General features: G+C 73.0%; 25 protein-coding genes and 1 tRNA gene. 8 read left to right on the top strand and 18 right to left on the bottom strand.

Annotation, left to right across the window (positions count from 1 at the left end):
- Nucleotides 1-119: 119 nt before the first annotated feature.
- The 11 genes from IEV65_RS15845 to IEV65_RS06415 all read right to left on the bottom strand — a co-directional run bounded on the left by IEV65_RS15845 (nucleotide 120) and on the right by IEV65_RS06415 (nucleotide 7,397).
- Complete coding sequence (locus IEV65_RS15845) at nucleotides 120-254, bottom strand: hypothetical protein (protein ID WP_268235333.1); 135 nt, start codon at nucleotides 252-254, stop codon at nucleotides 120-122.
- Between the two features lie 130 nt (nucleotides 255-384).
- Nucleotides 385-1,053 (bottom strand): hypothetical protein, encoded by a 669-nt coding sequence (locus IEV65_RS06370; protein WP_188428848.1) that lies wholly within the window; start codon nucleotides 1,051-1,053, stop codon nucleotides 385-387.
- 1 nt (nucleotide 1,054) lies between these two features.
- A complete protein-coding gene (locus tag IEV65_RS06375) occupies nucleotides 1,055-1,831 on the bottom strand; it encodes a terminase large subunit domain-containing protein (RefSeq protein ID WP_188428850.1) in 777 nt (258 codons plus the stop codon).
- Nucleotides 1,818-2,357, bottom strand: a complete 540-nt coding sequence (locus IEV65_RS06380; protein ID WP_188428852.1) for a hypothetical protein — start codon at nucleotides 2,355-2,357, stop codon at nucleotides 1,818-1,820. The genes IEV65_RS06375 and IEV65_RS06380 overlap by 14 nt, the downstream gene beginning before the upstream one ends.
- Nucleotides 2,357-2,500 (bottom strand): hypothetical protein, encoded by a 144-nt coding sequence (locus IEV65_RS06385; RefSeq protein ID WP_188428854.1) that lies wholly within the window; start codon nucleotides 2,498-2,500, stop codon nucleotides 2,357-2,359. The genes IEV65_RS06380 and IEV65_RS06385 overlap by 1 nt, the downstream gene beginning before the upstream one ends.
- Nucleotides 2,493-3,197 carry a hypothetical protein gene (locus IEV65_RS06390; protein WP_188428856.1) on the bottom strand — a complete coding sequence of 235 codons (705 nt, stop codon included), beginning with the start codon at nucleotides 3,195-3,197 and terminating at the stop codon, nucleotides 2,493-2,495. Before IEV65_RS06390 ends, IEV65_RS06385 begins: the two co-directional genes overlap by 8 nt.
- 531 nt (nucleotides 3,198-3,728) lie before the next feature.
- On the bottom strand, nucleotides 3,729-5,027 hold the full coding sequence (locus IEV65_RS06395; protein ID WP_188428858.1) for an AAA family ATPase: 1,299 nt from the start codon (nucleotides 5,025-5,027) through the stop codon (nucleotides 3,729-3,731).
- A gap of 47 nt (nucleotides 5,028-5,074) precedes the next feature.
- Nucleotides 5,075-5,362, bottom strand: coding sequence for a hypothetical protein (locus tag IEV65_RS06400; RefSeq protein WP_188428860.1), 288 nt, complete (start codon nucleotides 5,360-5,362; stop codon nucleotides 5,075-5,077).
- A gap of 107 nt (nucleotides 5,363-5,469) precedes the next feature.
- Nucleotides 5,470-5,697 carry an excisionase family DNA-binding protein gene (locus tag IEV65_RS06405; protein ID WP_229734959.1) on the bottom strand — a complete coding sequence of 76 codons (228 nt, stop codon included), beginning with the start codon at nucleotides 5,695-5,697 and terminating at the stop codon, nucleotides 5,470-5,472.
- Complete coding sequence (locus IEV65_RS06410) at nucleotides 5,694-5,909, bottom strand: hypothetical protein (RefSeq protein WP_188428862.1); 216 nt, start codon at nucleotides 5,907-5,909, stop codon at nucleotides 5,694-5,696. The genes IEV65_RS06405 and IEV65_RS06410 overlap by 4 nt, the downstream gene beginning before the upstream one ends.
- A 345-nt stretch (nucleotides 5,910-6,254) precedes the next feature.
- Nucleotides 6,255-7,397: a tyrosine-type recombinase/integrase gene (locus tag IEV65_RS06415; RefSeq protein ID WP_188428864.1), complete on the bottom strand. Its 1,143-nt coding sequence runs from the start codon at nucleotides 7,395-7,397 to the stop codon at nucleotides 6,255-6,257.
- 304 nt (nucleotides 7,398-7,701) lie between these two features.
- Here IEV65_RS06415 and IEV65_RS15620 point away from each other — a divergent pair, with 304 nt between their 5' ends.
- The 3 genes from IEV65_RS15620 to galK all read left to right on the top strand — a co-directional run bounded on the left by IEV65_RS15620 (nucleotide 7,702) and on the right by galK (nucleotide 11,356).
- The gene (locus IEV65_RS15620; protein WP_229734962.1) at nucleotides 7,702-7,854 is read left to right on the top strand and encodes a hypothetical protein; all 153 of its coding nucleotides are present in this window, start codon (nucleotides 7,702-7,704) and stop codon (nucleotides 7,852-7,854) included.
- A 152-nt stretch (nucleotides 7,855-8,006) separates the two neighbouring features.
- On the top strand, nucleotides 8,007-10,151 hold the full coding sequence (locus tag IEV65_RS06420; protein ID WP_229734963.1) for an alpha-galactosidase: 2,145 nt from the start codon (nucleotides 8,007-8,009) through the stop codon (nucleotides 10,149-10,151).
- The gene (galK, locus tag IEV65_RS06425; RefSeq protein WP_188428868.1) at nucleotides 10,148-11,356 is read left to right on the top strand and encodes a galactokinase; all 1,209 of its coding nucleotides are present in this window, start codon (nucleotides 10,148-10,150) and stop codon (nucleotides 11,354-11,356) included. The genes IEV65_RS06420 and galK overlap by 4 nt, the downstream gene beginning before the upstream one ends.
- Before the next feature lie 6 nt (nucleotides 11,357-11,362).
- On the opposite strand, the gene IEV65_RS06430 is transcribed toward galK, so the two are convergent.
- From IEV65_RS06430 to pta, 3 genes are all read right to left on the bottom strand, one after another.
- Entirely contained in the window at nucleotides 11,363-11,776 is a 414-nt protein-coding gene (locus IEV65_RS06430) for a hypothetical protein (RefSeq protein WP_188428870.1), read from the bottom strand.
- Between the two features lie 127 nt (nucleotides 11,777-11,903).
- Nucleotides 11,904-13,103: an acetate/propionate family kinase gene (locus IEV65_RS06435; RefSeq protein ID WP_188428872.1), complete on the bottom strand. Its 1,200-nt coding sequence runs from the start codon at nucleotides 13,101-13,103 to the stop codon at nucleotides 11,904-11,906.
- Between the two features lie 5 nt (nucleotides 13,104-13,108).
- Complete coding sequence (gene pta / locus IEV65_RS06440; protein ID WP_188428874.1) at nucleotides 13,109-15,193, bottom strand: phosphate acetyltransferase; 2,085 nt, start codon at nucleotides 15,191-15,193, stop codon at nucleotides 13,109-13,111.
- A gap of 53 nt (nucleotides 15,194-15,246) precedes the next feature.
- On the opposite strand from pta, the gene IEV65_RS06445 reads away from it, so the two are divergent.
- On the top strand, nucleotides 15,247-16,167 hold the full coding sequence (locus IEV65_RS06445) for an aminotransferase class IV (protein WP_229734964.1): 921 nt from the start codon (nucleotides 15,247-15,249) through the stop codon (nucleotides 16,165-16,167).
- A gap of 84 nt (nucleotides 16,168-16,251) precedes the next feature.
- A tRNA-Val gene (locus IEV65_RS06450) sits at nucleotides 16,252-16,325 on the top strand.
- Between the two features lie 147 nt (nucleotides 16,326-16,472).
- Here IEV65_RS06450 and IEV65_RS06455 read toward each other — a convergent pair.
- Nucleotides 16,473-16,982, bottom strand: a complete 510-nt coding sequence (locus IEV65_RS06455) for a flavodoxin domain-containing protein (protein WP_188428876.1) — start codon at nucleotides 16,980-16,982, stop codon at nucleotides 16,473-16,475.
- Nucleotides 16,983-17,137: 155 nt separating this feature from the next.
- Between IEV65_RS06455 and IEV65_RS06460 the strand changes: the two genes are divergently transcribed.
- Complete coding sequence (locus IEV65_RS06460; RefSeq protein ID WP_188428878.1) at nucleotides 17,138-18,625, top strand: FAD-dependent oxidoreductase; 1,488 nt, start codon at nucleotides 17,138-17,140, stop codon at nucleotides 18,623-18,625.
- A gap of 6 nt (nucleotides 18,626-18,631) precedes the next feature.
- On the opposite strand, the gene IEV65_RS06465 is transcribed toward IEV65_RS06460, so the two are convergent.
- Both IEV65_RS06465 and IEV65_RS06470 read right to left on the bottom strand, forming a co-directional pair.
- Nucleotides 18,632-20,599: a HutD family protein gene (locus IEV65_RS06465; RefSeq protein ID WP_188428880.1), complete on the bottom strand. Its 1,968-nt coding sequence runs from the start codon at nucleotides 20,597-20,599 to the stop codon at nucleotides 18,632-18,634.
- On the bottom strand, nucleotides 20,596-21,096 hold the full coding sequence (locus IEV65_RS06470) for an NUDIX hydrolase (protein ID WP_188428882.1): 501 nt from the start codon (nucleotides 21,094-21,096) through the stop codon (nucleotides 20,596-20,598). The genes IEV65_RS06465 and IEV65_RS06470 overlap by 4 nt, the downstream gene beginning before the upstream one ends.
- Before the next feature lie 87 nt (nucleotides 21,097-21,183).
- Between IEV65_RS06470 and thrS the strand changes: the two genes are divergently transcribed.
- Together thrS and IEV65_RS06480 are read left to right on the top strand one after the other, a co-directional pair.
- On the top strand, nucleotides 21,184-23,169 hold the full coding sequence (gene thrS, locus IEV65_RS06475) for a threonine--tRNA ligase (protein WP_188428884.1): 1,986 nt from the start codon (nucleotides 21,184-21,186) through the stop codon (nucleotides 23,167-23,169).
- Between the two features lie 2 nt (nucleotides 23,170-23,171).
- The gene (locus tag IEV65_RS06480) at nucleotides 23,172-23,645 is read left to right on the top strand and encodes a hypothetical protein (RefSeq protein ID WP_188428886.1); all 474 of its coding nucleotides are present in this window, start codon (nucleotides 23,172-23,174) and stop codon (nucleotides 23,643-23,645) included.
- Between the two features lie 24 nt (nucleotides 23,646-23,669).
- Here the strand turns inward: IEV65_RS06480 and IEV65_RS06485 are convergent, their stop codons facing one another.
- Entirely contained in the window at nucleotides 23,670-23,984 is a 315-nt protein-coding gene (locus tag IEV65_RS06485; RefSeq protein WP_188428888.1) for a hypothetical protein, read from the bottom strand.
- Between the last annotated feature and the right edge of the window lie 231 nt (nucleotides 23,985-24,215).

Below are 24,215 nucleotides of genomic sequence, written 5' to 3' on the forward strand. Positions count from 1 at the left end.
GCCCACGCCCGCGTCACAGACTGGGAGCGGCGAGGGGGTGACTACGCGGTGTGGGCCAGGAGTGACGCCAAGATCGTGCAGGAGCACCGGCCCGTGCCGTTCGAAACCGGCGCGCCCTGTCAGGAGTGCGGGAAGGCGTGGCCGTGCGGCATGTTCAGAGCCGTCCTCGCGTCCGATTGATCCGTGGCGTAGCCGCTGGCCGGTGTGCCGGTGCCCGGCTGGTCCGCCAGGCCGTCGAGCGGCCGCTCAGACATAGCGAGCGCCCCGCCCCACGGCTTCCACTGCCGGGGGCGGGGCGCTGGGCGCGGCTGGCCTAGTAGGCGGTCGGCCGCCCGCGCTGGGTGCGCTCACGGCCGGGGCCAGAACCCCAGCCGCCGCGCTGGTCTACGAGACGGGGGCGGGCGCCTCCCGGTCGATCAGGTCCGGCTTGCGGATGGTGTTGGGCACGGCCAGGGCCAGCGCCAGCGCCATGACTAGGTCGCCGTGGCCCTCGCCCTCGCGGCGTGGAGACTCGTACTGCGTGCGGCCGCTGGGGGTGATCTTCTGGCGGAACGCCAGCATCTCCCGCTGGAGCACATCCACCAGCGGGCCGGGCGCCACCCGCAGGCGGCCGCTCTGGAGGGTGGTCTGGACCGCGCTGATGAGGTCGGCCTTCGGCAGGTTCCAGCCGTTGCCGTGCTCGCCGCCCGTGATGGTGACGCCGATGGGCTGGTGCGCCCCGGCCAGGCGGCCGTCGCGCCAGGCCTCGCGGAACATGTCCATCACGGCGGTGCCCACCCCGGTGCGGTCCACGACGAGCAGCGCGTCGGTGGACAGCGGCGGGCGGCGGGTCAGGCGGCCGACGTCGTTGACGATGTCGGGGTAGGCGGTGCCCAGCGGCCAGCGCTGCATGTGCACCACGTGGTACTCCTCGACGGGGCGGACCATGCGCCCGGCCAGCCGGTGCAAGCCCTCCACGGTGAGCGTGCCGGGCGGCACGAGCAGCCGCTCGACCACCACCAGCGCGGTGAAGTCCTGCTGCCCGAGGTCCAGGCCGATCGTGAAGCTTCCCATCTCAGTCTCCTTGCGTGGGGGTGCCGAAGAGGGGCGGCACGGCTGCCCCGGCCGCCACGGCGGCGCGGACGTCGTCGCTGCTGAACAGTTGGGCGTCGCTGTCCTCGAAGCGGCACTCGTAGTCGCTAGCGAAGGTAAACCGGGGCACGCTGGCGCGGACCTCGGTTATGCGCTGCTCGTCGTACTGGTCGCTGGCGTAGACGTCGACAAGGTGGTGCTCCCAGGCGCCGGGCACCGCGTCGGCTCCCTCGTGCAACTCCCAGAACCAGCCGCGCGCACCCCACGGCGTGGACAGCGCCCACACTGCGCCGGTGCTGCCGACCATCGGCAGGACGGAGGCGAAGATGTCGTCCTCCACGCGGGCGGCCTCGTCGAGGATGAGCAGCGCCACCCCGGCGAACCCACGGGTGGTGGACTCGCTGCCGGGCAGGCTGAGCACCCGACTGCCGTTGGCGAACTCCAGAGTGCTGGCCGACTCGCGTGCAGTCTCCACGGGCCGCCCGGCCGCCCGGTAGAGGCTGCGCACGCGGACCAGGAACTCGTCGGACTGCCGCTGGCTGGGGCTGATCACCAGCACCAGCGACTCGGGCCGGTAGAGCGCGGTGTGCAGCGCCTTGATAGACGTCGTCGTGGTCTTGCCCACCTGGCGGGCGCAGCGCACCAGCACCCGCCGTGAGGAGGACCTGAGCAGGCTCGACTGCCACGCCTCGCTGTGGAAGCCGATGCCACCCGCGAACGCCACTGGGTCGAGGGCCAGGGCCAGGTCACGCGCCAGCACGGTCGGTCCTCTCGCCGGCGACGACCGTGGGGGCGGCCGGTGCGTCCAGCGCCAGCAACCGGGCGGCCACGGCGCGGGCGGCCTCGGGGTGGGGGGCCAGGGCCTCCAGCATGGCCTGCCGGGTGGCGAGCCAGGCGGGGTCCGCGCTGACGTTGAGCACCTGGACGGTGTTGCGCTCGTCCAGCTCGCCGGTGATCTTGGCCAGCAGCGCGGCGGTCTGGCGCATCTCGCTGGACGCCTGAAGCACGAGGTTGGCCTTGCCCTCACGCTCGGCAGCGATCAGCACCCGCTCGACGCGGCTGAACAGGTGCTCAAGACGCCCGAGGGCCGTGGTGGCCCCGTTGGCCACCTGCTCGGTCACGTGTGCCTGAACGGCCGCCGAGAGGTGGTTGGCCTTGTGCCGGGCTACGGCATCCTTGTGGAGGTCCCAGCGGCGGCCGATGGCACGGTTGGCCATGCCAGCCACCAGCGCCTCGTCTATGGCCTCCCGCTCGGGGTGGGTGCAGATGGTGCACGCCAGCGCCATCAGCGCTCACCTCCCGTGGGGGTGGGGGTGGGGTGGGCGGCCACGGCGGCCTCGGCCCGCTCCAGGGCGGCCAGCAGCGAGCGCCAGCCGTCGTGATCCGGCAGGGCCGGGGCGGCGGTGGCCAGCGTCTGTGCCTCAGGCATCCTCAGCGCCCCCGTCCAGGTAGGCGGCCCGCTCGTGCAGGGCGGCCACGGCGGTCGCCTCGGCCCGCTGCATCAGCAGCGACAGCGCCCGGTCGTCGTAGGCGCTGGGCTGGCCCTCGCGCTCGTCCTGGGTGATGGTGCCCGCCTGGTGGAGCAGGTTGCCAGCGTGCTCGTCCAGCCAGCCCTCCGTGAGGGTGACGTGCTCGAAGGCGTCCAGGGCGGCGGCGGTGCTGTCGGCCTTCTTGGCCTCGGGCGGCATGGTGGCCTGGGCCAGCCGCATGTAGGTCGCGCCGTCCAGCACCGGGCGGGCCACCCGCACGTACTCGGCGGCCTGGGCCGTGGCCCCGCTGGTGACGAGGTTCTGGATCAGCGCGGCGGCCTCCAGGCTGCCCAGCCCGGCCAGGTCCGACTGCGCCGCCCCCTGCCAGTAGCGGCGCCGCTCGAGGTCCTGCCCGCTGGGGTTGTCCACGTAGCGGGCACGCTCGGCACGGTCGGCCTGGATGCCCCGCCTGAAGTCCTCCCTCGCGGCGGCGATGGCAGCCTCCGCGGTGGCCCTGGCCTGGGTGAGCGCCTGGTCCCGCTCGGCGGGGTACAGGGCGGTGTCACGGTCGGTCCGGCGGACCGCCGCGTGGTAGTCGTTGAGCGCCTTCCGCATGCGCTGGACGGCGGCCTTCTGGCGCGAGAGCAGTTCGGTCATGGTGGGGTCTCCTTCAGGAGTTCTTGCGGGGGTGGACCGCCCACGGCAGGGCGCCGCGAGCGGGGATCTGTAGGGGATTGGGGCACGATCGGGGCACGCCAGCCGCGCCGGATGGCGTGGTGGGCCGATGACCTGCGGGTCCCATCGCTCCGGGCGCTGGGGCAATACCAGTAGCGGGCGCAGACTCTGAAGCTTCGGCGTCGTTGAACGGGCCGCGCCCTCCCTCTCGCCGGCAGATGGTGACGTCGGTGGGGGAGTAGTCATTGCCCGGCCACACGGCCCGGCCGGTGATGTGGGCTACTGCCACCGCCCGGCTGAGTGCGACGGCCTCGGGCCAGCCGGGTGCAGGGGGAGTCGCTGCCCGCCCTCCGTGCTGGTGCTCCGGTGCGAGCGCCCCGCCCCCCATCAAGAGGGGGGCGGGTGCGTAATCGCTAGGCGGCGTAATCGGCGTAATCGGTCGCGTAATTGCCTGACCTGCGGCGATGGGCGGGACCGTAATCGGCTGACGGGTGCGTGGTCGGGGTGTCGCGGTCATGGTGCGTAATCGCCCCCGTAATCGCCCTCGGCGTCGTGAGACGGGTGCAGCCACACGGCCGGTTGGCCGCCTCGGCTGCCACCCTTCGACCCCTCCCGGAAGGTGAGCCGCCCGGCCGTCACCAACTTGTCCAGCCTGCGGCGTGCCCGCTGCGTCTGAGCATCGGTCGGCTTGGCCGTGTCCTCCACGTTGGCGGCGGCAGACTTCGCCGTGAGGCCGTCCGTGCCTGCGGCCAGGGCCAGCGCTACGAGGTCGGTCTCGTGGTAGACGGTCGTCAGCCCGGCCGTGTGGTCGTGCAGCAGCCGGTACGGGCCGACCGTCTCTGCGGGCTGCTTCAGGTGGTGCATGCCGACCACCGGGTCACCGGCCGTTCCCTCCAGCAGCACCACCGATCCCGCCCCGGCCGTAATCCACGTGGAGCCGTAGAGGTCCGCCAGGGCTTTCGGTGCGCCGCCGTTGGCGTTCTTTTTGATGGTGTGGTGCAGTTCCAGCACCTCAACTCCGGCCGCGATGCACATCTGCCGGGCACGGTTGTAGCCCGCGCCGACCTCGTCCGACGACAGCCCCAGCGCCGCGTCCTTGACGCTGTCCACCACGACGGTGTCGGCGGCGGCCTGCCGGGCCAGCGCCAGCAGCGTCTCGGGCTGGGCGGCCATGTCGGCCAGGGGCGGGCCGGGCCAGAACACCAGCCGCTCGTCCAGTACCTCGCGGCTGAAGCTTCCGAGTGTGCGAGCCAGCGCACGGGCGATCTGCTGCGGGCGGTCCATGGCCAGGTACAGCACCCGGCTGCTGGTAGGCCGCACCGTGAGGCCGAGCACCGTGCCACCATCCAGGCGGGCGGCCACCACCTGCCCGGCGAGGGTGGTCTTGCCGACGCCCGGCGTGCCCGCCAGCACCAACGACTCGCCCTCGGCCCAGAGCACCTGATCGCCGTCACCCCACACGGCCGGGGTGTCGGGGGGCAGGTCCAGGAGGAACGATCCACCCGGCGCCAGCCTGTCTGACGCTCCAGCGGCTGCCTCAGTAGTGGCGGCTGCCTGCTCAGCCTGGAACATCTCGAGCGCCCGCTGACGGGCCATCAGGCGGCGGTACTCCAGCACCATCTCCACCTGCTCGGTGGGGCCGTCCACGCTCTGCAGAGCCTGGCGCAGGCGTCGGGCCTCGGGGCTGGTGCCACCGAACTCGCGGGCGGCCTGCTCCAAGTCGCGGCGCTGGGCGTCGAGGTCCCGGCTGGACTCCAGCAGCCCACGCATCAGCCGGAACTCGCCGAGCTGGAAGGTGTCGTCGCCGAGCACCGCCCGCGCCTCGGGGCTGTCCAGGCTGTAGAAGGTGGAGTCCTCCGTCATAGGGTGCACGCGCCTTCCAGCGGGTGCCGGTTGCCGCACAGACCACACGGGTCGGCGCAGCCGTCGTCGGCGGGGTGGTGGGCGCCGCAGCAGCGGCACGGCTCACCCCAGAGCGCGGCGGCGACCTCGTCCAGGTGCTGCCGGGCCGTCAGGTCCACGACGTCCTGGGAGCAGCCCTCCAGGTCGCTGGTGCCCACCGTGTAGACGCCGACCCGGCGGGCCAGTCCGTTGACGAGGTCGTTGCACTCGGCGCAGCCGGGGCAGTCCCAGTGGCTCTCGCTCAAGTCCGCAGCAGCCGAGCTGGAAGCGCGAGCGGCCGTAGCCTGAGGGCGGTGCGTCTCCTTCGCGTCGCCCCGGTGGTGGTCTCCGCTGCCGGGGCGACGTTCGGCGCTCACCGCGCACCTCCTACGGACTGCACCGGCTGGAACAGCGCAGCCACGTCAGCCTCTTCGACGCGGATCAGTCGGGCGCCCATCCGGTACGCCGGGAGGCTGCCGTCTGTGATGCGGCGGCGCAGCGTGTCCACGCTGACGCCGTACCTGTCGGCGGCGGCCTCCAGCGAGATGCGCTTCGAGCGCGCCAGCGGTGCCTCCGGGGCGGCCCGGCGCGGGCGGCTCACCACGCCCTCCCGCTGGCGAGCAGGGACGCCAGGTGGTTGCGCTGGTCCAGCGTGAGCAGGCCAGCGGCCAGCGTCTCGTTGATGTCGCGCTCCAGCAGCGCGGCGGCCAGGGCGCTGCGGGCCTGGACGAACTCGGGGTCTGACTCCGGGCGGGAACGGGACAGCGCCGCCACACGGGCGCGGTGCCGAAAGACTTCGGTTGAGCGGTGCATAAGCAACTCCACGTACTCGTGGAGTGGCTCCCAGCGCTGCCGCCCGTGCGGGACTGGTGATCCTCCGGCTGCATCCTCCCCGCCGCTCTGGCGGGGTGCCACCTTGACCTCATGTGCGAGATGGACCCGGGTGGATGCTCCCGGCCACTGCCTCATGGCCCCCGGCGCCTGGCCGGTGCATTACGACTGAGCCTCAAGTTAGGTGCTTCTCTGGCAAGGTGCAAGCAAAGTTTGCAGAGTTATCTATCTCCGTCATAGGAGTGGGTTTCCCAGCCATTCCTGATAGCGCGAGACGGCCCGCTGAGCGGTTTGCTCAGCGGGCCGGGGGTGCTCGGCGGGGGAGTGCTACTCGCCGCTTGAGAGGCGGCCGAGCGCCGCAGCGATGGCAGCGTCGCGTCCCTTGGCGGTGTGCTGGTAGCGCATGGCCATGCCAGGGCTGCTGTGTCCCAGGCGGCCCATCAGCTCGGCGGTGGTGGCGCCCACCTGAGCGGCGAGCACCGCACCCGTGTGGCGCAGGTCGTGCCAGCGCAGGTCCGGCCGACCGATGGCCCGCCGTGCCGGGTAGAAGACGCCGTAGAGGGTGCTGGGCGCCAGGTGGCTGACGCCGTCGGCGGCCGGGAAGAGCAGACCCTCGCGGCCACCCGCGATGCTGATGGCCATGTGTTCGCGCAGCGCGTCCACCACCTGCGGCGGCATGGCAACGTCACGCACGCCAGCGTCACTCTTCGGGGTGCCGACGATGAACTCACCGCCCACCCGCGTGACACCCCGGCGCACCTTGACCACCCCACGCGCCAGGTCTATGTCCTTGCGGCGCAACTCGGTCAACTCCCCGAAGCGCAGCCCGCACCACGCGGCTAGAAGCGTCATGGCGCGGTAGCGCTCGGGCATGGCCTCCACGAGAGCCGTCAACTCGGCGGTGCTGAGCGGTTCGATCTTGTGCACGCGCTTGGCGTTGCTGGCGCCACGGATGTGGCAGGGGTTCGCGTCGGCCAGCCCATCCTGCACCGCCGTCGTGAAGATGGTGCGGAGCAGGCTGTAGGCGTGGCTGCGCATGGTCGGGGTGCTCTTGTCCAGCCCGGCGTACCACGCACGCACCACATCGGGGGTGATGCTCTTCGGGCGTCGGTCGCCCAGCGCGGGGAGAATGTGCTGGTCCAGAAGCTTCCGGTAGTGGGCGCGGCTGCGGGGCTTCAGGTCCCGCTCGGCGAGCCAGGTCTCGGCGTATGCGGCGAGCGTGTCGTGCGCCTTGATCCGCGCCTGCGTCTCGGTGGTGGGCGGCTGCCACTCCTCGTCCAGGTACTCGGCGCGGCGCACCGACTCTTCCATGTCCGACAGCCACTTTCGAGCGTTCCGCATGGTGTCCCACGTCTTGCTGTAGCGCTTCCCGTCCGGCCCGCGGAAGCGAGCCTGCGGCTTGCCCGAGGGCAGCATGCGGACGGACCCGGAGCCGTAGTCGCGGCGCTTGGGCTGGGTGGTGCTGGTCATGGCGGCTCCTTGCGGTGGGCTGGGCGCGTGCCCCGTTCGTGCCCCAATCAAAGCACACCCGTGCCCCAACGTGCCCACTTCTGCGTCATATCCGTGGGGCGCATAAGCGCAGGTCAGAGAGCGTCTATGCAGGTGATCGGCCTGTCAGGTTAGCAGCCACGGCGCTAGTTCAAACCCAGTATCGCCCACCAGCAGAAAATGGCCCCTGAGCCGCGAACACGCGGCCGGGGCCTTTTCTCACGGACCACCTGCCATCGCGGTCGTTCGACGGGACCGTCGGGACGGTCGGGCCTAGCGTGGACGGATGACGGATCACGATCCCGAGAGCCGGGTTCCCCGCGCCCGGCTGAGCCGGCGTGCCGACCGCAACCCCGCACGCCTGGCGCCGTTCATGGGGCCGCTCCTGCTGCTGGGGCTGGCGATCGTCATCCTGCTCGTCTTCGTGCTGCTGCGTTGACGAGAGGGCCGTGCCGGACACCCTGGCTCGAGGCCGAGCTGGCACTGGTCGAGCCCGAGGTGGTCGTGTGCCTGGGCGCCTCGGCCGGCCGCGCGGTCCTGGCCGCCCGGTGCGGATCGGTGCCGAACGTGGAGGTTCCCTACGATGACCCGGTGACCCCAGACGTCCTGTACCTCCGCGCCTCCGGGACCTCCCTGGTCCTCGAGCTCGCCGACGACCTGCTGCCCGTGGTCCGGCACTGGGGGTCCGACCTCGGTGACCTGACCGACGAGGACCTGGCCGCCCTCGGGACCGCCGCGCGGGTCGCCTTCTTCGACAGCCCGTTCGACGTGGCCGACCAGGTGACCGTGCTGCCCGAGCACGCGCGGGCCTGGATCGGCCGGCCCGGGGTCGAGGGCTCCCGCGAGGGTCGTGACTGGTCGCCCGCCTTCCGGACCAGCGGGCCGGCGACCACGTCGACCGAGCCGGACGGCACCCAGCGGGTCGTGGTGCGCGGGGCCGACGCGACGGCATACCTGGAGGTCGTGCTCGAGCTCGAGCTGCACCCGGGCGGGCTCCTGCGCGTGCGGTCGACGCTGACCAACACCGGCCACGACACCTACACCCTGGGCGCGGTCCGCCACGTGCTGCCGGTGCCCGAGGTCGCGGGCGAGCTGCTGGACTTCACCGGGCGGCACACCTACGAGCGGGTCCCGCAGCGGCAGCCGTTCAGCGCCGGCGTCCACTCGCGCGAGGTGCGGACGGGACGCACCGGGCTGGACGCCGTGCACCTGCTCTGCGCGGGCGAGCCCGGCTTCGGCTTCCGGCACGGCCAGGTGTGGGCCGTCCACCTCGGCTGGAGCGGCAACCAGCAGGCGTACGCCGAGCGCCTCCACAACGGCGCGCGGGTGCTCGGCGCCGGGGAGGCGCTGGAGCACGGGGAGCTGCGCCTCGCTCACGGGGAGTCGTGCACGACCCCGTGGCTGTATGCCGCGCACGGCACCGGCCTCGACGAGGTCACTGCGCGCTTCCACGCCTTCTCGCGCAGCCGGCCGCACGCGCCCTCGCGCCCGAGGCCGGTGACGCTCAACACCTGGGAGGCGGTCTACTTCGACCAATCCCTGGAGCGGCTGACGGCGCTGGCCGACGCCGGGGCCGCGGTGGGGACGGAGCGCTTCGTGCTGGACGACGGGTGGTTCGGCGGGCGTTGTGACGACACGACGAGCCTGGGGGACTGGACCGTCTCGCCCGACGTCTGGCCCGACGGCCTGCAGCCGCTCATCGACCACGTGCACGGTCTCGGCATGGAGTTCGGGCTCTGGGTCGAGCCGGAGATGGTCAGCATCGACTCGGACCTGGCGAGGGCCCACCCGGAGTGGATCTTCGCCGCCGGCGGCCGGCGGGGGCTGGAGTCGCGGCAGCAGCACGTGCTCGACCTCGGTCATCCGGGCGCGTACGCCCACGTGCGCGACCAGCTGGTGAGGCTGCTGCAGACCTACGACATCGCCTACCTGAAGTGGGACCACAACCGCTACCTCAACGACGCCGGCCACACCCCCGGGGGCGAGGCCGGGGTGCGCGCCCACACCCTCGCGGCCTACCGCCTGATGGACGAGCTGATCGCCGCCCGGCCAGGCCTGGAGATCGAGTCCTGCGCGGGCGGCGGCGGCCGGGTCGACCTCGGAGTCATGGAGCGCTGCGTGCGGGTCTGGGCCTCGGACTGCATCGACCCGCTGGAGCGCCAGCAGATCCAGCGGTGGACCTTCGCCCTGCTGCCGCCCGGCTGGGTCGGCACCCACGTCGGCTCGCCGCGCGCGCACACCACCGGCCGGCGGCACGACCTGTCCTTCCGCGGCGAGACCGCGATCTGGGGGCACCTGGGGATCGAGTGGGACCTCACCCGCGCGACGCCCGAGGAGCTGGCCGAGCTGGGGGAGTGGGTGGCCTTCCACAAGGCGCACCGCGACCTCCTGCACGAGGGCGTCGTCGTCAACGCCGACCACCCCGACGAGGCCGTCTGGGTGCACGGTGTGGTGGCGGTCGACGGTGCGGAGGCGCTCTACTCGGTGACCTCCCTGGGCCGGCCCGTGACCACCGGTCCGGGGCGGGTGAGACTGCCCGGCCTCGATCCGACGCGCCGCTACCGCGCCTCCGTGCCGACACCCGGGACCGAGCTCCGGCGCGAGGGGCGCGGTGTCGTCCCCTGGACCCGTGAGGGCGTCGTGACGACGGGCCGGGTCCTCGCCGAGGTCGGCCTGCCCATGATCCCGCTCCTGCCGGAGCACTCCCACCTGATCCACCTGGAAGAGGTCCGATGACGCGGCATTCAGAGACCGTCTGGCGCCCGCCCGCCGACGACGACGAGGTCGCGCACGAGCTGGCTCAGGGCTTTGCGGGGCGCTTCGGCGCGGAGCCGGACGGCGTGTGGGCGGCACCTGGCCGGGTCAACCTGATCGGCGAGCACACCGACTACAACGGCGGCTTCGCGCTGCCGTTCGCCCTCCCGCACCGGACCTACGCGGCGGTCCACCGACGCGAGGACGGGGTCCTGCGCCTCGCCTCCGTGCAGCAGGAGCGGACCTGGGAGGGTCGGGTGGCCGACGTGCGTCCCGGGCACCCCGAGGGATGGGCCGCGTATGTCGCCGGTGTCGCCTGGGCGCTCGCCGCCCACGCGCCCGCGGAGACGCTCGGCGCCGATGTCCTCGTCGACGGGCACGTGCCGCTCGGGGCGGGGCTGTCCTCGTCGGCCGCTCTGTCGTGCTCCGTCGGGGTGGCCCTGCGCGACCTGGTGCCGGAGCTCAGCGGGCTGGACCTGCCGGGGCTGGCTGCTGCCTGCGTGCGTGCCGAGAACGACATCGCCGGGGCCGCCACCGGGGGCATGGACCAGACGGTGTCGCTGCGTGCCGTCGACGAGCACCTCCTGCTCCTCGACGCCCGCGACTTCTCGATCGCGCCCGTGGCCTGGACCCTGCCCGAGCACGAGGTCCTGGTCGTCGACACGCGCGCGCACCACTCCCTCGCGGACGGTCAGTATGCCGCGCGCCGCTCCACCTGCGAGCGCGCAGCCCGCGCGCTCGGGGTGGGCTCGCTCCGCGAGCTCGACGCGTCGCATCTGGGCGACCTCGAGGTGGTGGCGACGCTGTCGTCGGTGCCCGACGGGCTGCGGCGCGTCCGCCACGTGACGACGGAGAACGAGCGTGTCCTCGACCTCGTGGCGGCGCTGCGCGAGCAGGACCCGACCCGCGTGGGGGCCCTGATGACGGCGTCGCACGTGTCGCTGCGCGACGACTACGAGGTGTCCTGCCTGGAGCTCGACGTCGCCGTGGACGCGGCCCTGGAGGCCGGTGCCCTCGGGGCCCGTATGACGGGCGGCGGCTTCGGGGGCTCGGCGGTCGCGCTGGTCCGGCGGCAGGACTGCGAGACCGTCGCCTCCGCCGTGGCGGCGGCCTTCGAGGACCGGGGCCTCGAACGGCCGCACCTCCTCCACGCGCTGCCCAGCCGACCGGCCGGACGGATCCGCTAGCGGTCGTCACTGCGCCCGCGGGGCGTAGCGCCCCGGGATCGGGATGTGCGGTTCGGGGCAGCGGCTGTCGGCCAGCTGCTCGGAGACACGCGTCGTGATGATCTGGCCGTAGGCGGCCCCGTCCACGCAGGACTCCCAGAGCTCTCGTTGCTGCTGCTGGAGACGGTCCGCCTGCAGGCGGGCGCTGCTCAGGTCCTTGAGCAGGCGGTCGTCGCCCTGGTAGGGCAGGCCGGCCGGCACCGCCGGCACCCGGGAGCTGCTCGTCGTCGGGGCCGGAGGGGAGGGGAGGCTCTCTGGCGCCTCCTGCTGCCCGCAGGCGGTGAGGCCCGCCGAGGCGAGAAGGAGCGCGGCGACCAGGGTGGTCCGTGCGCCGTGCTGGTGGTGGCGTGGGCTGGCGATGCGGTGCTGGCTGATGCTCATGGTGCTCTCCCGTGATGGTCAGGTGCGGGTCCCTGCGACCCGCACCTCGACCATGAGCGACCCCGGTATCAGGGCAGCCTCAGGGCGGTGTCGTCCTGGTCACGGCATCATCGGAGGGCTGGTGCCCTCAGCGCGCGTGGACGACCTCGGCGGCCTGACGCGCGATCTCCCACTCCTCGTTCGTCGGCACGACCAGCACCGCGACCCGGCTGGCGTCGGTGCTGATGCGCCGCTCGCCCCGTCCGGACCCGTTGGCCTCCACGTCCAGCTCGACGCCGAAGCCCGCGAGCCGCTCGACGACCGCGGCCCGGAGCTGCGCGTCGTTCTCGCCGATGCCGGCGGTGAAGACGAGCGCGTCCAGCCGACCCAGCACCGCGGCATACCCGCCGACGTAGTGGAGGAGCCGGTGCACCACGACGTCGAAGGCGAGCTGGGCGTCGGGGTCCCCGGCCGCGCGCCGCTGCTGGACCTGGCGCATGTCGGCCGACCCGCTCAGCCCGAGCAGACCGCTCTCCTTGGAGAGCGCGCGGTCGTAGTCCTCCACCGTGAGGCCGGCGACGTGGTGCAGGTGCCGGGCGAGCCCGGGGTCCAGGTCACCCGGGCGCGTGCCCATGACGAGTCCCTCCAGAGGCGTGAGGCCCATGGAGGTGTCGACGGAGCGCCCGCCGTCGACCGCGGTCGCGCTGGCACCGTTGCCGAGGTGCAGCACGACGGTCGCGAGCTCCTCGAGGGGGCGGCCCAGCAGCTCGGCGGCGCGACGTGAGACGTAGGCGTGCGAGGTGCCGTGAAACCCGTAGCGGCGCACCCGGTGCTCCTCGCGCCAGGCGCGAGGCACGGCATACGTCGAGGCGGCGGCGGGCATCGTCTGGTGGAAGGCGGTGTCGAAGACGGCCACCTGCGGCACGTCCGGGAACTGCGACTGCGTGGCGCGGATGCCCTGGAGGTTGCCGGGGTTGTGCAGCGGCGCGAGCGGGATCAGCCGCTCGACGGTGGCCAGGACCTCGTCGGTGACGAGCGTCGGGTCGGCGAAGTCCTGACCGCCGTGCACGACCCGGTGACCCACGGCGAGGAGGTCGACGTCACCGAGGTCCGGTCCGTATGCCGTGAACGCCTCCGTCATCTGGGTCACCGCGGCCGCGTGGTCGGCCACGTCGCGTTCGAGGACGTGGCGCTGCCCGTCGACCTCGTGGTGGACGACGCCCGCGTCGAGACCGATGCGCTCGATGAGCCCCTTGGCGAAGCAGGCGCCCGTGGTCGGGTCGACGAGCTGGTACTTCAGCGAGGACGACCCGGCGTTGACGACGAGGACCCCGGACAGACGCGGCATACCGCTCAGCCCCTTGCCTGGATAGCGGTGATGGCCACCGTGTTGACGATGTCGCGGACGGTCGCGCCGCGGGACAGGTCGTTGACGGGGGCGTTGAGCCCCTGGAGGACCGGGCCGACAGCCACCGCGGAGGCGCTGCGCTGCACCGCCTTGTAGGTGTTGTTGCCCGTGTTGAGGTCGGGGAAGACCAGCACGGTGGCGTGGCCCGCGACCGGCGAGCCCTGGAGCTTGGTCGCGGCGACGGCGGGGTCGACGGCCGCGTCGTACTGGATCGGGCCCTCGACGAGGAGCTCCGGCGCGCGCTCGCGCACGTGGGCGGTGGCCGTCCGCACCTTGTCGACGTCGGCGCCCGATCCGGACCCGCCCGTGGAGTAGGAGAGCATGGCGACCCGGGGCTCGACGCCGAACTGCGCCGCGGTGCGGGCCGAGCTGATCGCGATGTCGGCGAGCTGCTCGGCGGTCGGGTCGGGGTTGATGGCGCAGTCGCCGTAGACGAGGACGCGGTCGGCCAGGCACATGAAGAAGACGCTGGAGACCACCGAGACCCCCGGCGCCGTGCGGATGACCTCCAGCGCCGGCCGCACCGTGTGGGCCGTCGACGTGATCGAGCCGGAGACCATGCCGTCGGCGTGGCCACCGTGCACCATGAGCGTGCCGAAGTAGGCGCCGTCGGTCACGAGGTCGTGCGCCTGCTCCGGGGTCATGCCCTTGTGCGCGCGCAGCTCGGCGTAGGTGGTCGTGAACTCCTCGCGCAGCGGGCTCGTGCGCGGGTCGATCACCGCGGCCTCGTCCAGGTGCAGGCCGAGGGAGGCGGCACGGTCCCGCACCTCGGCCTCGTCGCCGAGCAGCGTGAGGCGCGCGACGCGGCGGGCGAGCAGGGTGTCGGCGGCGCGCAGGATGCGCGGCTCGGTGCCCTCCGGCAGCACGATGTGCGCGTCGGCCTCGCGGGCTCGGGCGGTGAGGTCGTGCTCGAACATGAGCGGGGTGACGACCCGGGTGCCGTGGCCCGCGCCGCGTCGCTCGCTGGGGGAGGGCAGGAGCGCGCCGATGTCGACGTGGCCGTGGACGAGGGCCCGGGCCCGCTCGATCTTGCGGGAGGAGCGGGTGCCGATCCGGCCGCGGACCGCGTGCATCGCGGTGGCCGTGCTCATGGTGCCGGTGGTGCAGGAGATGATCGGCAGCTCCACGCCGAGACCCTCCATGAGCCGGGTCACCTGGGGCGTGGGCAGGAACCCGCCGTTGAGGACCACCGCGGACAGCGAGGGGAAGGTGGAGGAGCGGTGGGCCAGGATCGTCGCCAGCAGCACCTCCTCGCGGTCGCCGGGGCAGATCAGCACGCAGCCCTCGCGCAGCCGGTCGAGCACGTGCGGCATCGTCATCCCGGCGACGACGAACCCGGTGACCTCGCGGTCGAGACGCGTCTCGTCGCCGAGCAGCAGGCGCCCGTCCACCGAGGCCATCAGGTCGTGCACCGTCGGCGCGCTGAGGAGGGCGTCCGCGGGGACGGCGAACACCGAGGGGACCTCGGGCAGCCGGCGGGTCAGGACGTCCCTGACCTGCTCGAGCTGGTCGGGGTTGACGCGGTTGGCGACGAGGGCGGCGACGTCGGCGTGCCGGCTGCGGGCCTCGTGGACGATCAGCTCGGCCGCGGTCGCGCACTCCTCGACGGAGCGGTCGGTGCCTGGGACGACCAGCACCATCGGAGCCCCCAGGTGCGCCGCGAGCGCGGCGTTGGTGGAGAACTCCGTCGGCGTCGGGACGTCGGTGAAGTCCGAGCCGACGACGAGGACCGTGTCGTGGTCGGCGGCGAAGGTGTGGAAGCGGTCCACGACGGAGCTGGTGGCCGCCTCGGGGTCGGCGCGCATCTCCTCGTAGGTGACGCCCACCCCGGCCGCCGGCTCCAGCGGGCTCGTCGACAGCGGGTGCAGCAGCTCGATGAGCGGGTCGTGCGCCCGGTCGAGGACGAGCGGGCGGAAGACGCCGACCCGCCCCCCGCGGGCGCAGGCCTCGGCCAGCAGCCCGACGGCGAGCGCGGACTTGCCCGACTGGGACTCGGCGGAGGACAGGTAGAGAGCTGTGGCGCTCGACATGCTGACCAGCCTAGACGTGTGACCCCGGCCACCTGGTGGCAGCATGGCTCCTCATGAGCGGTGCGCGGTCAGGTATGCCGGGAGTGCGGGTCTGGGTCGACGGTCGCCTCGTGGAGGAGGGGCCGTCGTTCGACGCGCTCGACCACGGGATCACGGTCGGTGACGGCGTCTTCGAGACCGCGAAGGTGGTGGACGGGCAGGTCTTCGCCCGGGACCGGCACCACGACCGGATGGACGCCTCGCTCGCGGCCCTGCGGCTGCCCCCGCTGGACCGCGCCCGGATGGACGAGGGCATCGCCGCGGTCCTCGGCGTCGGGCCGCTGCCGTTCGGCCGGCTGCGCTGGACGGTGACGGCCGGCCCCGGACCGCTGGGCAGCGACCGCCTGCCGGGCGCCGCGACATACCTCGTCACCGCGGTCGCGCAGGACCGACCGCCGTCGTCCACCTCGGTCGCCGTCGTGCCCTGGACCCGCAACGAGCGGGGCGCGCTCGTCGGCGTGAAGTCGACCTCCTACGCCGAGAACGTCGTCGCCCTGGCCGCCGCCAAGCGGATGGGAGCCACCGAGGCGCTGCTGGCCAACACCGCGGGGGAACTGTGCGAGGGCACCGGCTCCAACGTCTTCGTGGTCCGCGGCGACCGGATCACCACCCCGGCCCTGGAGAGCGGGCCCCTGGCCGGGGTGACGCGCGCTCTGGCGATCCGGTGGCTGCGGGAGGAGGGGATGGACGTCGCCGAGGACCGGCTGCCGCTGAGCGTCCTCGACGAGGCCGACGAGGTCTGGATCACCTCCAGCGTGCGCGACATCTGCGCCGTGACCCGCATCGAGGTGGCGCCCGCCGCGCGCACCGCCGCCGGCACGACGCTGGCCGCGCCGGCCGTCTCGGCGCGCACGCTGGGGGACGGCCCCGGGCCGCTCGCCCGCGCGGCGCAGGAGATCTTCGCCCGACGCGCCGCAGCGGAACCGAACCCGTGAGCCGACGCCCCGACACGCGGCCACCGGATTTCGCACGGGCGGCCCGGCCCGGTAGAGTAAGCCCTCGCGCCCGTCGGGTGCTCCGGACGTGTAGCTCAGCTGGTTAGAGCGCTCGCTTCACACGCGAGAGGTCAGGGGTTCGAGTCCCTTCACGTCCACCCGGACTGTTTCTCAGTCAGGCCCTCATCGGCGTACGCGCCGATGGGGGCCTTCTTCGTGGGGTGCCGGTGGACGTTCGCTCGGCGTGGAGCTGATCGACGTGGACCTGGTCGACCGGGCGTCCGCGCCGCTCAGAGCCGCGCCGCTCAGAGCCGGGTCGCCAGGGCGGCGCCCCAGGCGTGCGCCCGCTCCACCTCGCCGTCGAGCAGCGGACCCTCGGTGGTCGCGACCCAGAAGACCTCCGGCTCCGCCACCAGGTCGCAGCCCAGCCGACGCAGCCGGCGCGCCGCCACCTTGCTGGCGGTCCCCGGCAGGTTGGGGTGGCGGATGTGGGTGTCGAAGGTCGCCACCGGGCGCTCGCAGTGACCGGCGGCGTCGAGCCACTCGCGGACGCCCGAGCTCACGTCGGCACCTCCCTTGCTGTGCGCGTCGGCGCGGGTCGCGGGCCGGCTCAGGCCGAAGGCATGGGTCGGTGCCCCGACGACCAGCAGGTCGGCACGGACGTCCTCCAGCGGGGGAGCGGACCCGATGTCGACGACCTCGGTGTCGACGTGCTCACGGAGCCCGTCCGCCACCGCCTCGGCCACCGTGCGGGTGTTGCCCCACGCGGACTCGTAGACGACCAGCGCGGTCGTGGCGTGCTGTCTCACGTCCATGGGCACCTCCAACGTGCTCCCTCCAGCCAAGCACCGGGGCGCCGACGGGACAACGACCCAGGTCATACCGTGGCTGTCTGGTGCGTCACAGGGTTGTCCGGTGCCGCACGCCGGTTCGGGGCGCGACCGGCGCGCGACGGTGCCACGGTGGAGGCATGACCTCCCTGTGGATGGACACCGCCCACCTGCCCGCCACGAGCGAGTGGGAGGACGGCGCGTCCTACGACGTCGTCGTCCTGGGCGCCGGCCTCACCGGGCTGGCGACGGCATACCTCCTGGCGCGCCGCGGCGTCTCGGTCGCCGTGCTGGAGGCGAGGACGGTCGGGGCGGTGACCACCGGCGGGACCACGGGCAAGGTCAGTCTGCTGCAGGGCACCAGCCTCTCGGGCATCCGGCGCCTCGCCGGCGAGGACGCCGTGCGCACCTACCTGGAGGCCAACCGCGCCGGTCAGGACTGGTTGAGGCAGGAGCTGGGCGAGGGCGAGGTGCTCCAGACCCGTGACGCCTGGACGTATGCCGTGACCGGCGCGGGTCGTCGACGCGCCGCCGAGGAGTGGTCGGCCTGCACGGCCGCCGGGCTGCCGGTCGAGGCCGTGGCGCCGGGTGACAGCGGGCTGCCCTTCACGACGGTGGCGGCGCTGCGGCTGGCGGACCAGGCGCAGGTGCACGCCGGGCTGCTGCTGGCTCACCTGCTCACCGGGGTGCTGGCGGCAGGCGGCCGGGTGGTCGAGGGGGTCCGGGCGACGGGGATGGACAAGGAACTGCCGGGCGCGGTGCAGACGACCCGTGGGCCGGTCCGGGCCGGCCGTGTCGTGCTCGCCACGGGGACCCCCTTCCTGGACCGGACGCTCTACTTCGCCCGGCTCGCGCCGTCGCGGTCCTACGGGTCGGCCTACCGCGTGCCCGGCGAGATCCCTGCCGGGATGTACCTGTCCGCCGACACCCCGTCCCGCTCGCTGCGCACCGCGCCCACGTCGGCAGGTGAGCTGCTCGTGGTCGGCGGGAGCTCCCACCCGGTCGGCGTGGACGACTCACGGGGCCGGGGCGAGAAGGACCTCGTCGAGGAGCTGGACGCCTGGGCGCGGTCCCACTTCGAGGGCGCCCAGCGGACCCACCGGTGGTCCGCCCAGGACTACCGGTCGCCGGACGGCATCCCCTACGTCGGGCCTGCGGGAGGGTCTGACCGGCTGCTCGTGGCGACGGGCTTCAACAAGTGGGGGATGACCAACGCCTCTGCCGCCGCCCTGGCTCTGGTCGGGTATGTCGTGGGGGACGTCCCCTCCTGGGCCTCCCTGCTCTCGGGACGGGGGGCGGGCGCGGGACGAGCCGCCGAGGTGGCGCGGCTCAACGCTCTCGTGGCGGGCCGTCTGGCCAGCGGCCTGGTGGGGGCGGAGCTGTCGAGCGCGCCTGCGACGGTGCCCGAGGGCTGCGGCGTCGTGGGCAGGGACGGCCTGCGTCCGGTGGCGGTGAGCTGCGTGGGGGGCGTGACCCGCAGGGTGTCGGGCCGTTGCTCGCACCTGGGTGGCGTGCTGACCTGGAACGACGCCGAGCTCACCTGGGACTGCCCGCTGCACGGGTCGCGCTTCGCCCCGGACGGCACGGTGCTCGAGGGACCGGCGACCGGGGACCTGCCTGCCGTCTGAGTCCGCTCAGCTGCCCTGGAGCACGCGGACCACGGCGACCGTCCCGGTGCCGCCGAGCTCGCCCTCGGCGCCCGGGCTGCCCGGGCGGACCAGCACGTCGCGTGCCTGGAGGAGCACGGGGGCACCTCCGGTCGGCACCCAGGTCGGTCCCTGGGTCACGGCGACCACCGCCACCACGTCCGCGTCCAGGAGTGGTGCGGCGGCCCCGGGTGCGCCCCGGTCCCCGGCCAGCCCGCCACCCAGGTGGACGAGCTCCACGCGGCCCCCGACGGCACCGCGGAGCGTCATCAGGTTCAGGGCCCGGGCTCGTCCGGTCACGGACTCGCACCGGGTGCTGGCCTCGCCGGGGAAACGGACCTGGTCCAGCGGCGTGATGCGGGTGGGCACGTCGTCGATGACGAGCTCCACCTCGCCCTCGAGGAGGGTGAAGGTCCGCTCCGTCCCCGGGAAGGCCGAGAAGGGACCCGGCTGGTCGATGTCGGCGATGCTCACCCGCCACCGACCCTCGTCGTCGGCGACGACCTCGCGCGTCACCCCGCCGCCGTTGCGCCAGGGCGCCACCGGCAGGTCGCCGAAGCGCACCAGGGTCGGCGTCCGGACCTCGACCACAGGCTCGTCAGCGCGCGGGGAGACGTCGGCGGCGCGGGAGACCCCGGGGAGCAGCGTCTCGCCACCGCGCAGTGCCTCGAGAGCACCCGGATGGGCGCTGAGGTGAGCCAGCCCCTTGCGCCGGTAGCGGAGCAGCTGCACGGCGCCGACGGCCCAGAACGGGAACTGGACGGACATCGCGATGCGGAAGTCGTCGAGGGTGTAGGTCTCCGGGCCGCCGGGTGCCACGGTGTCCAGGACGAGGCCGATGAGCCCGATGGTCAGCAGCGAGGCCGTGAAGCCGCCGACGTTGACCACTCCGCTCGCGCGCCCGAGCCGCACCGGGTCGTGGAAGGTCCGGGCCAGGTCGAAGCCGACCATCGAGCCCGGCCCGCCCAGGGCGGTGATGACGACGAGCAGCACGAGCAGCCACAGCGGTGCGCGGCCCGGCCACAGCAGGACCACCGCCCAGACGGTCGCGATCGCGGCGACCAGCCCCAGCACCATCGCCGAGCGGTAGTAGGGGAAGCGTCCTGACAGGGCGCCGAGCAGCGGGCCGACGATCATCCCGGTGACCGTCATGAGGACGAGCAGGCCGCCGGCGGTGGCGGGGGAGAGCCCCTGCCCGGCCACGAGGAAGGGGTAGCCCCACAGCATCGCGAAGACCGTGGGGCCGAACTGGGAGGTGAAGTGGACCCACAGGCCGAGGCGCGTGCCGGGGTTGCCCCACACCGTGGCCATCGTGGCCGCCAGCGCCCGGATCTTGATCCGCTCGATGACCTCACCGGTGTAGGGAGAGTCCTTCACGAGCAGCAGGAGCGCGAGCCCCAGGACCACGCCGAGGGCCGACGCGCCGGCGTAGGAGCGGGTCCAGCCGAAGTGCTCCAGCGACGCGGCCAGCGGGGTCGCGGCAGCGACCGCGCCCAGCTGGCCCACCACGCCGGAGAGCTGTGTCAGCACCGGGGCCTGCTTGACGTGGAACCACAGGGCGACCAGGCGCAGCAGGCAGGTGAACACCATGGCGTCGCCGGCCCCGAGGAGCACCCGTGCGGCGAGCCCGACGCCGAAGCTCCCGGCGAAGGCGAACCACAGCTGTCCCAGGGTCATCATCGACAGCCCGAGCAGCATGAGCCGCTTCGAGCCGAACCGGTCGAGCAGCACCCCGACCGGCACCTGCATGAGGGCGTACACCAGGAGCTGGACCACGGTGAACGTCGAGAGCTGGCCTGCGGAGATGTCGAAGCGCTCGGCGGCCACGATCCCGGCGACCGAGAGAGAGGTCCGGTGGAAGATCGCCAGCGTGTAGACAGCCAGGCCGACCAGCCAGATCACCCAGGCGCGGCGGCCACCGATGGTGTGGACCTGGCGGCGCAGGCCGTGCGTCATCGCCGCGGCACCTCGGTGAGGGCCAGCTCTGCCCAGGTCCGGACCTCGGCCGACACCGGGTGGGTGCGCAGGCCTGCGCGGTCGACCCACGTCATACCCTGCCCGTCCTCCCCGCACGGCTCGGGGAGAAGGCCGGGATGCCCGTCCGCCAGGGTCGCGAAGTAGATGAGGTCGATGTGCTGGTGCGGCGGGTCCTGCGAGATGTCCTCCACCTGCACGCCCTCGGGACGCAGCAGCTGACGGGGCGCGCCGGGCTCGTCGTGGTCGATGCCTGGCGCACCGACGAGGCGCACGGGCAGACCGGTCTCCTCGAGGGCCTCGCGCCGGGCGGCGTCGTCGGGCAGCTCGTGCGGCTCGATGTGCCCGCCGGGCGGGAGCCAGATGCCCAGCTTGGGGTGCGGGTGCAGCAGGACATGCCCCTCGTGCACGACGAAGACGGCCACCGTGAAGTGGCGCGTGATGCCGTCCGGTGGCTCCCGGTCCGCGACGTGTCCCACGCGCCGACCTTAAGGGGTGGGGTATGCCGCGCGGCTGGCGGTAGTGTTGTCGCTCACCGACAGCCGCACCACCCCGAGGAGCCCCCCGTGTCCAGCCAGATCACCGTCCACGTCGCAGGCAGCGAGCGAACGGTGGAGCAGGGCACCACGGCGGCCGACCTCTTCGCCGACGACAGGCAGGTCGTCGTGGCCCGCGTCGGCGGCGAGCTCGTGGACCTCGAGCACGTCCTCGCGGAGGGCGACGAGGTCGAGCCGGTGCTGGTCACCGAGGACGAGGGCCTGCAGGTGCTGCGGCACTCGTGCGCGCACGTGCTGGCCCAGGCGGTGCAGCAGACCTTCCCGGACGCCAGGCTGGGCATCGGCCCGCCCATCCGTGACGGCTTCTACTACGACTTCGACGTTGACGAGCCGTTCACCCCGGAGGACCTCAAGGCCCTCGAGAAGACGATGCAGAAGATCATCAACTCGGGCCAGACCTTCCACCGCCGTCCGGTGTCCGACGACGAGGCGCGCCACGAGCTGGCCGCCGAGCCCTACAAGCTGGAGCTCATCGGGCTGAAGGGCGGGGCCTCGGAGGACGCGGCCGAGGGCGCCTCGGTGGAGGTGGGCGGCAGCCAGCTGACGATCTACGACAACCGAGACCGGCAGGGCGTGACCGTCTGGGGCGACCTGTGCCGCGGCCCGCACGTGCCCACGACCAAGATCATCGCCAACGCCTTCAAGCTCATGCGCAGCGCGGCGGCCTACTGGCGAGGCAGCGAGAAGAACCCGCAGCTGCAGCGCGTCTACGGCACGGCCTGGCCCTCCAAGGCCGAGCTCACGGCATACCTCGACCGCCTCGCGGAGGCGGAGCGGCGCGACCACCGCAAGCTGGGCGCGGAGATGGACCTCTACTCCTTCCCGGAGGAGGTCGGCCCCGGCCTGCCGGTCTTCCATCCCAAGGGCGCGATCCTGCGCCGGACGATGGAGGACTACGTGTGGAAGCGGCACATCGAGGCCGGCTTCTCCTACGTGACGACCCCGCACCTGTCCAAGGAGGGGCTGTTCCACACCTCCGGCCACCTGCCGTACTACGCCGACGGCATGATGCCCGAGCTCGACGACGACGGGCAGGCCTACCGCATCAAGGCGATGAACTGCCCGATGCACAACCTCATCTACAAGAGCCAGCAGCGCTCCTACCGCGACCTGCCGCTGCGCTTCTTCGAGTTCGGGACCGTCTACCGCAACGAGAAGTCCGGCGTGCTGCAGGGGCTGACCCGGGTGCGGATGATCACCCAGGACGACAGCCACTCCTACGTCACCCGGGAGCAGGCGGCCGACGAGATCAAGCACCTGCTCGACTTCGTCACCTCGCTGCTGAGCGACTTCGGGCTGGACGACTACTACCTCGAGCTGTCCACGCGCGACGAGACCGGTGAGAAGAAGGACAAGTTCATCGGCTCGGACGAGCAGTGGGCCGAGGCCACCGCCGTGCTGGAGAAGGTGGCGGTGGAGTCCGGCCTGCAGCTGGTCCCGGATCCCGGCGGCGCGGCCTACTACGGACCGAAGATCTCCGTGCAGGCCAAGGACGCGATCGGTCGGACCTGGCAGATGTCGACGATCCAGTACGACTTCAACCAGCCGGAGCGCTTCGGCCTGGAGTTCTCCGCGGCCGACGGCACCCGCCAGCAGCCGGTGATGATCCACTCGGCGAAGTTCGGGTCGATCGAGCGCTTCATCGGCGTCCTGGTCGAGCACTACGCGGGCATGTTCCCGCCGTGGCTGGCGCCGGTGCAGGTGGTCGGGGTGCCGGTGGCCGAGGACTTCGACGACTACCTCAAGGACGTCGCCGCGCAGCTGCGTGCTCAGGGGATCCGGGTCGAGCTGGACCTGTCCGACGACCGGTTCCCGAAGAAGATCCGCAACGCCAGCAAGAGCAAGGCGCCCTTCATCGTCATCGTCGGTGGCGAGGACCGGGACGCGGGAGCCGTCTCCTTCCGCTACCGCGACGGCTCGCAGAAGAACGGCGTGCCGGTGGCCGAGGCGATCGCCGAGATCACGGCGGCGGTCCGGGACCGGGTGCAGGTCTGACCTTGGGCGGCTCCCTGGGCGAGGAGGCGGCGCGCGTCCGCGTGCGCCGTCTGACCCAGGACGAGTCCTTCCTGCTCGCCGCGCTGCACCTGCAGGCGCTGCGGCGCAGCGGGGTGAGCGCCACCGACCACGTGCAGCGGCTGGGCGCGGCCTGGCACGAGCGCGCGGACGACTACCCGGCCTGGGTCGCCGAGTGCGACGACGACCACGTCGGTATGGCGATCTGCCGGCTTCCCGTCCTGCCTCACGTCGGCGGCGGCGTCCCCGAGCTGGTGGCGCTGGAGCCCGTGGGGCAGCGGGTCGGCCCGGAGGCCGTGGCGCTCGCGCTGGTGCGGTCGGTCGTGACGTGGGGCGGACGGGAAGGCTTCCGCACGGTCGAGGTGGCGCCGCACCTGCAGCTGCCCGGTGCGGTGCTCGACGCGGCGCGGGCCGACGTGCTGGGGGTGCGGCGGGTCAGCCTGCCGACCCGACCCTGACGGTCCGGCGTTCCTCGTGATCGGTCAGCCGAGCTGTGAGGTGATCCATGCGATGAAGCCCACGCAGACGCCCGCAGACACGATGCTCCCGATTGCCAGGCCCATGACGAAGCCGGCGCCCGCTCGGCGCCAGCGAGGGATCGCGAGCAGGACGACCCCGACCACCGCCGGAACGGCGACCGTGACCGCGAACAGCCACCACGGTCCGACGCTGGACAGGGCGACGTTCAGGACGTAGGTCAGGGCCAGGCCCGCGAGCGTTCCGGCGGTGATCCCCCCGGCGACCGCCAGGCCGGTGACGGGGTCGGGACTGTAGCCGTCGGGGTCGAGCCCGCTCATCCCAGTCCCGCTCCGTGTCCCTGTCCCTGTCCCTGGGTCGGGACAAGGACCGGTCTTTCGCCCGGTCCCTGTCCCGGGCTCGGGGGATTGGCCAGGTACGCCCCGCAGATGCCAGCGAAGACGATGCTCCCGATGGCGAGCCCGAGGACCATCCCGGCTCCGGCTCGCCGCCAGCGGGGCACCAGCAGGATGCCCAGGGCGACGGCGGCGACGGCGAAGATCGCCCAGATG

The sequence above is a fragment of the Ornithinimicrobium tianjinense genome (assembly GCF_014636495.1).
GTDB lineage: Bacteria > Actinomycetota > Actinomycetes > Actinomycetales > Dermatophilaceae > Ornithinicoccus > Ornithinicoccus tianjinensis.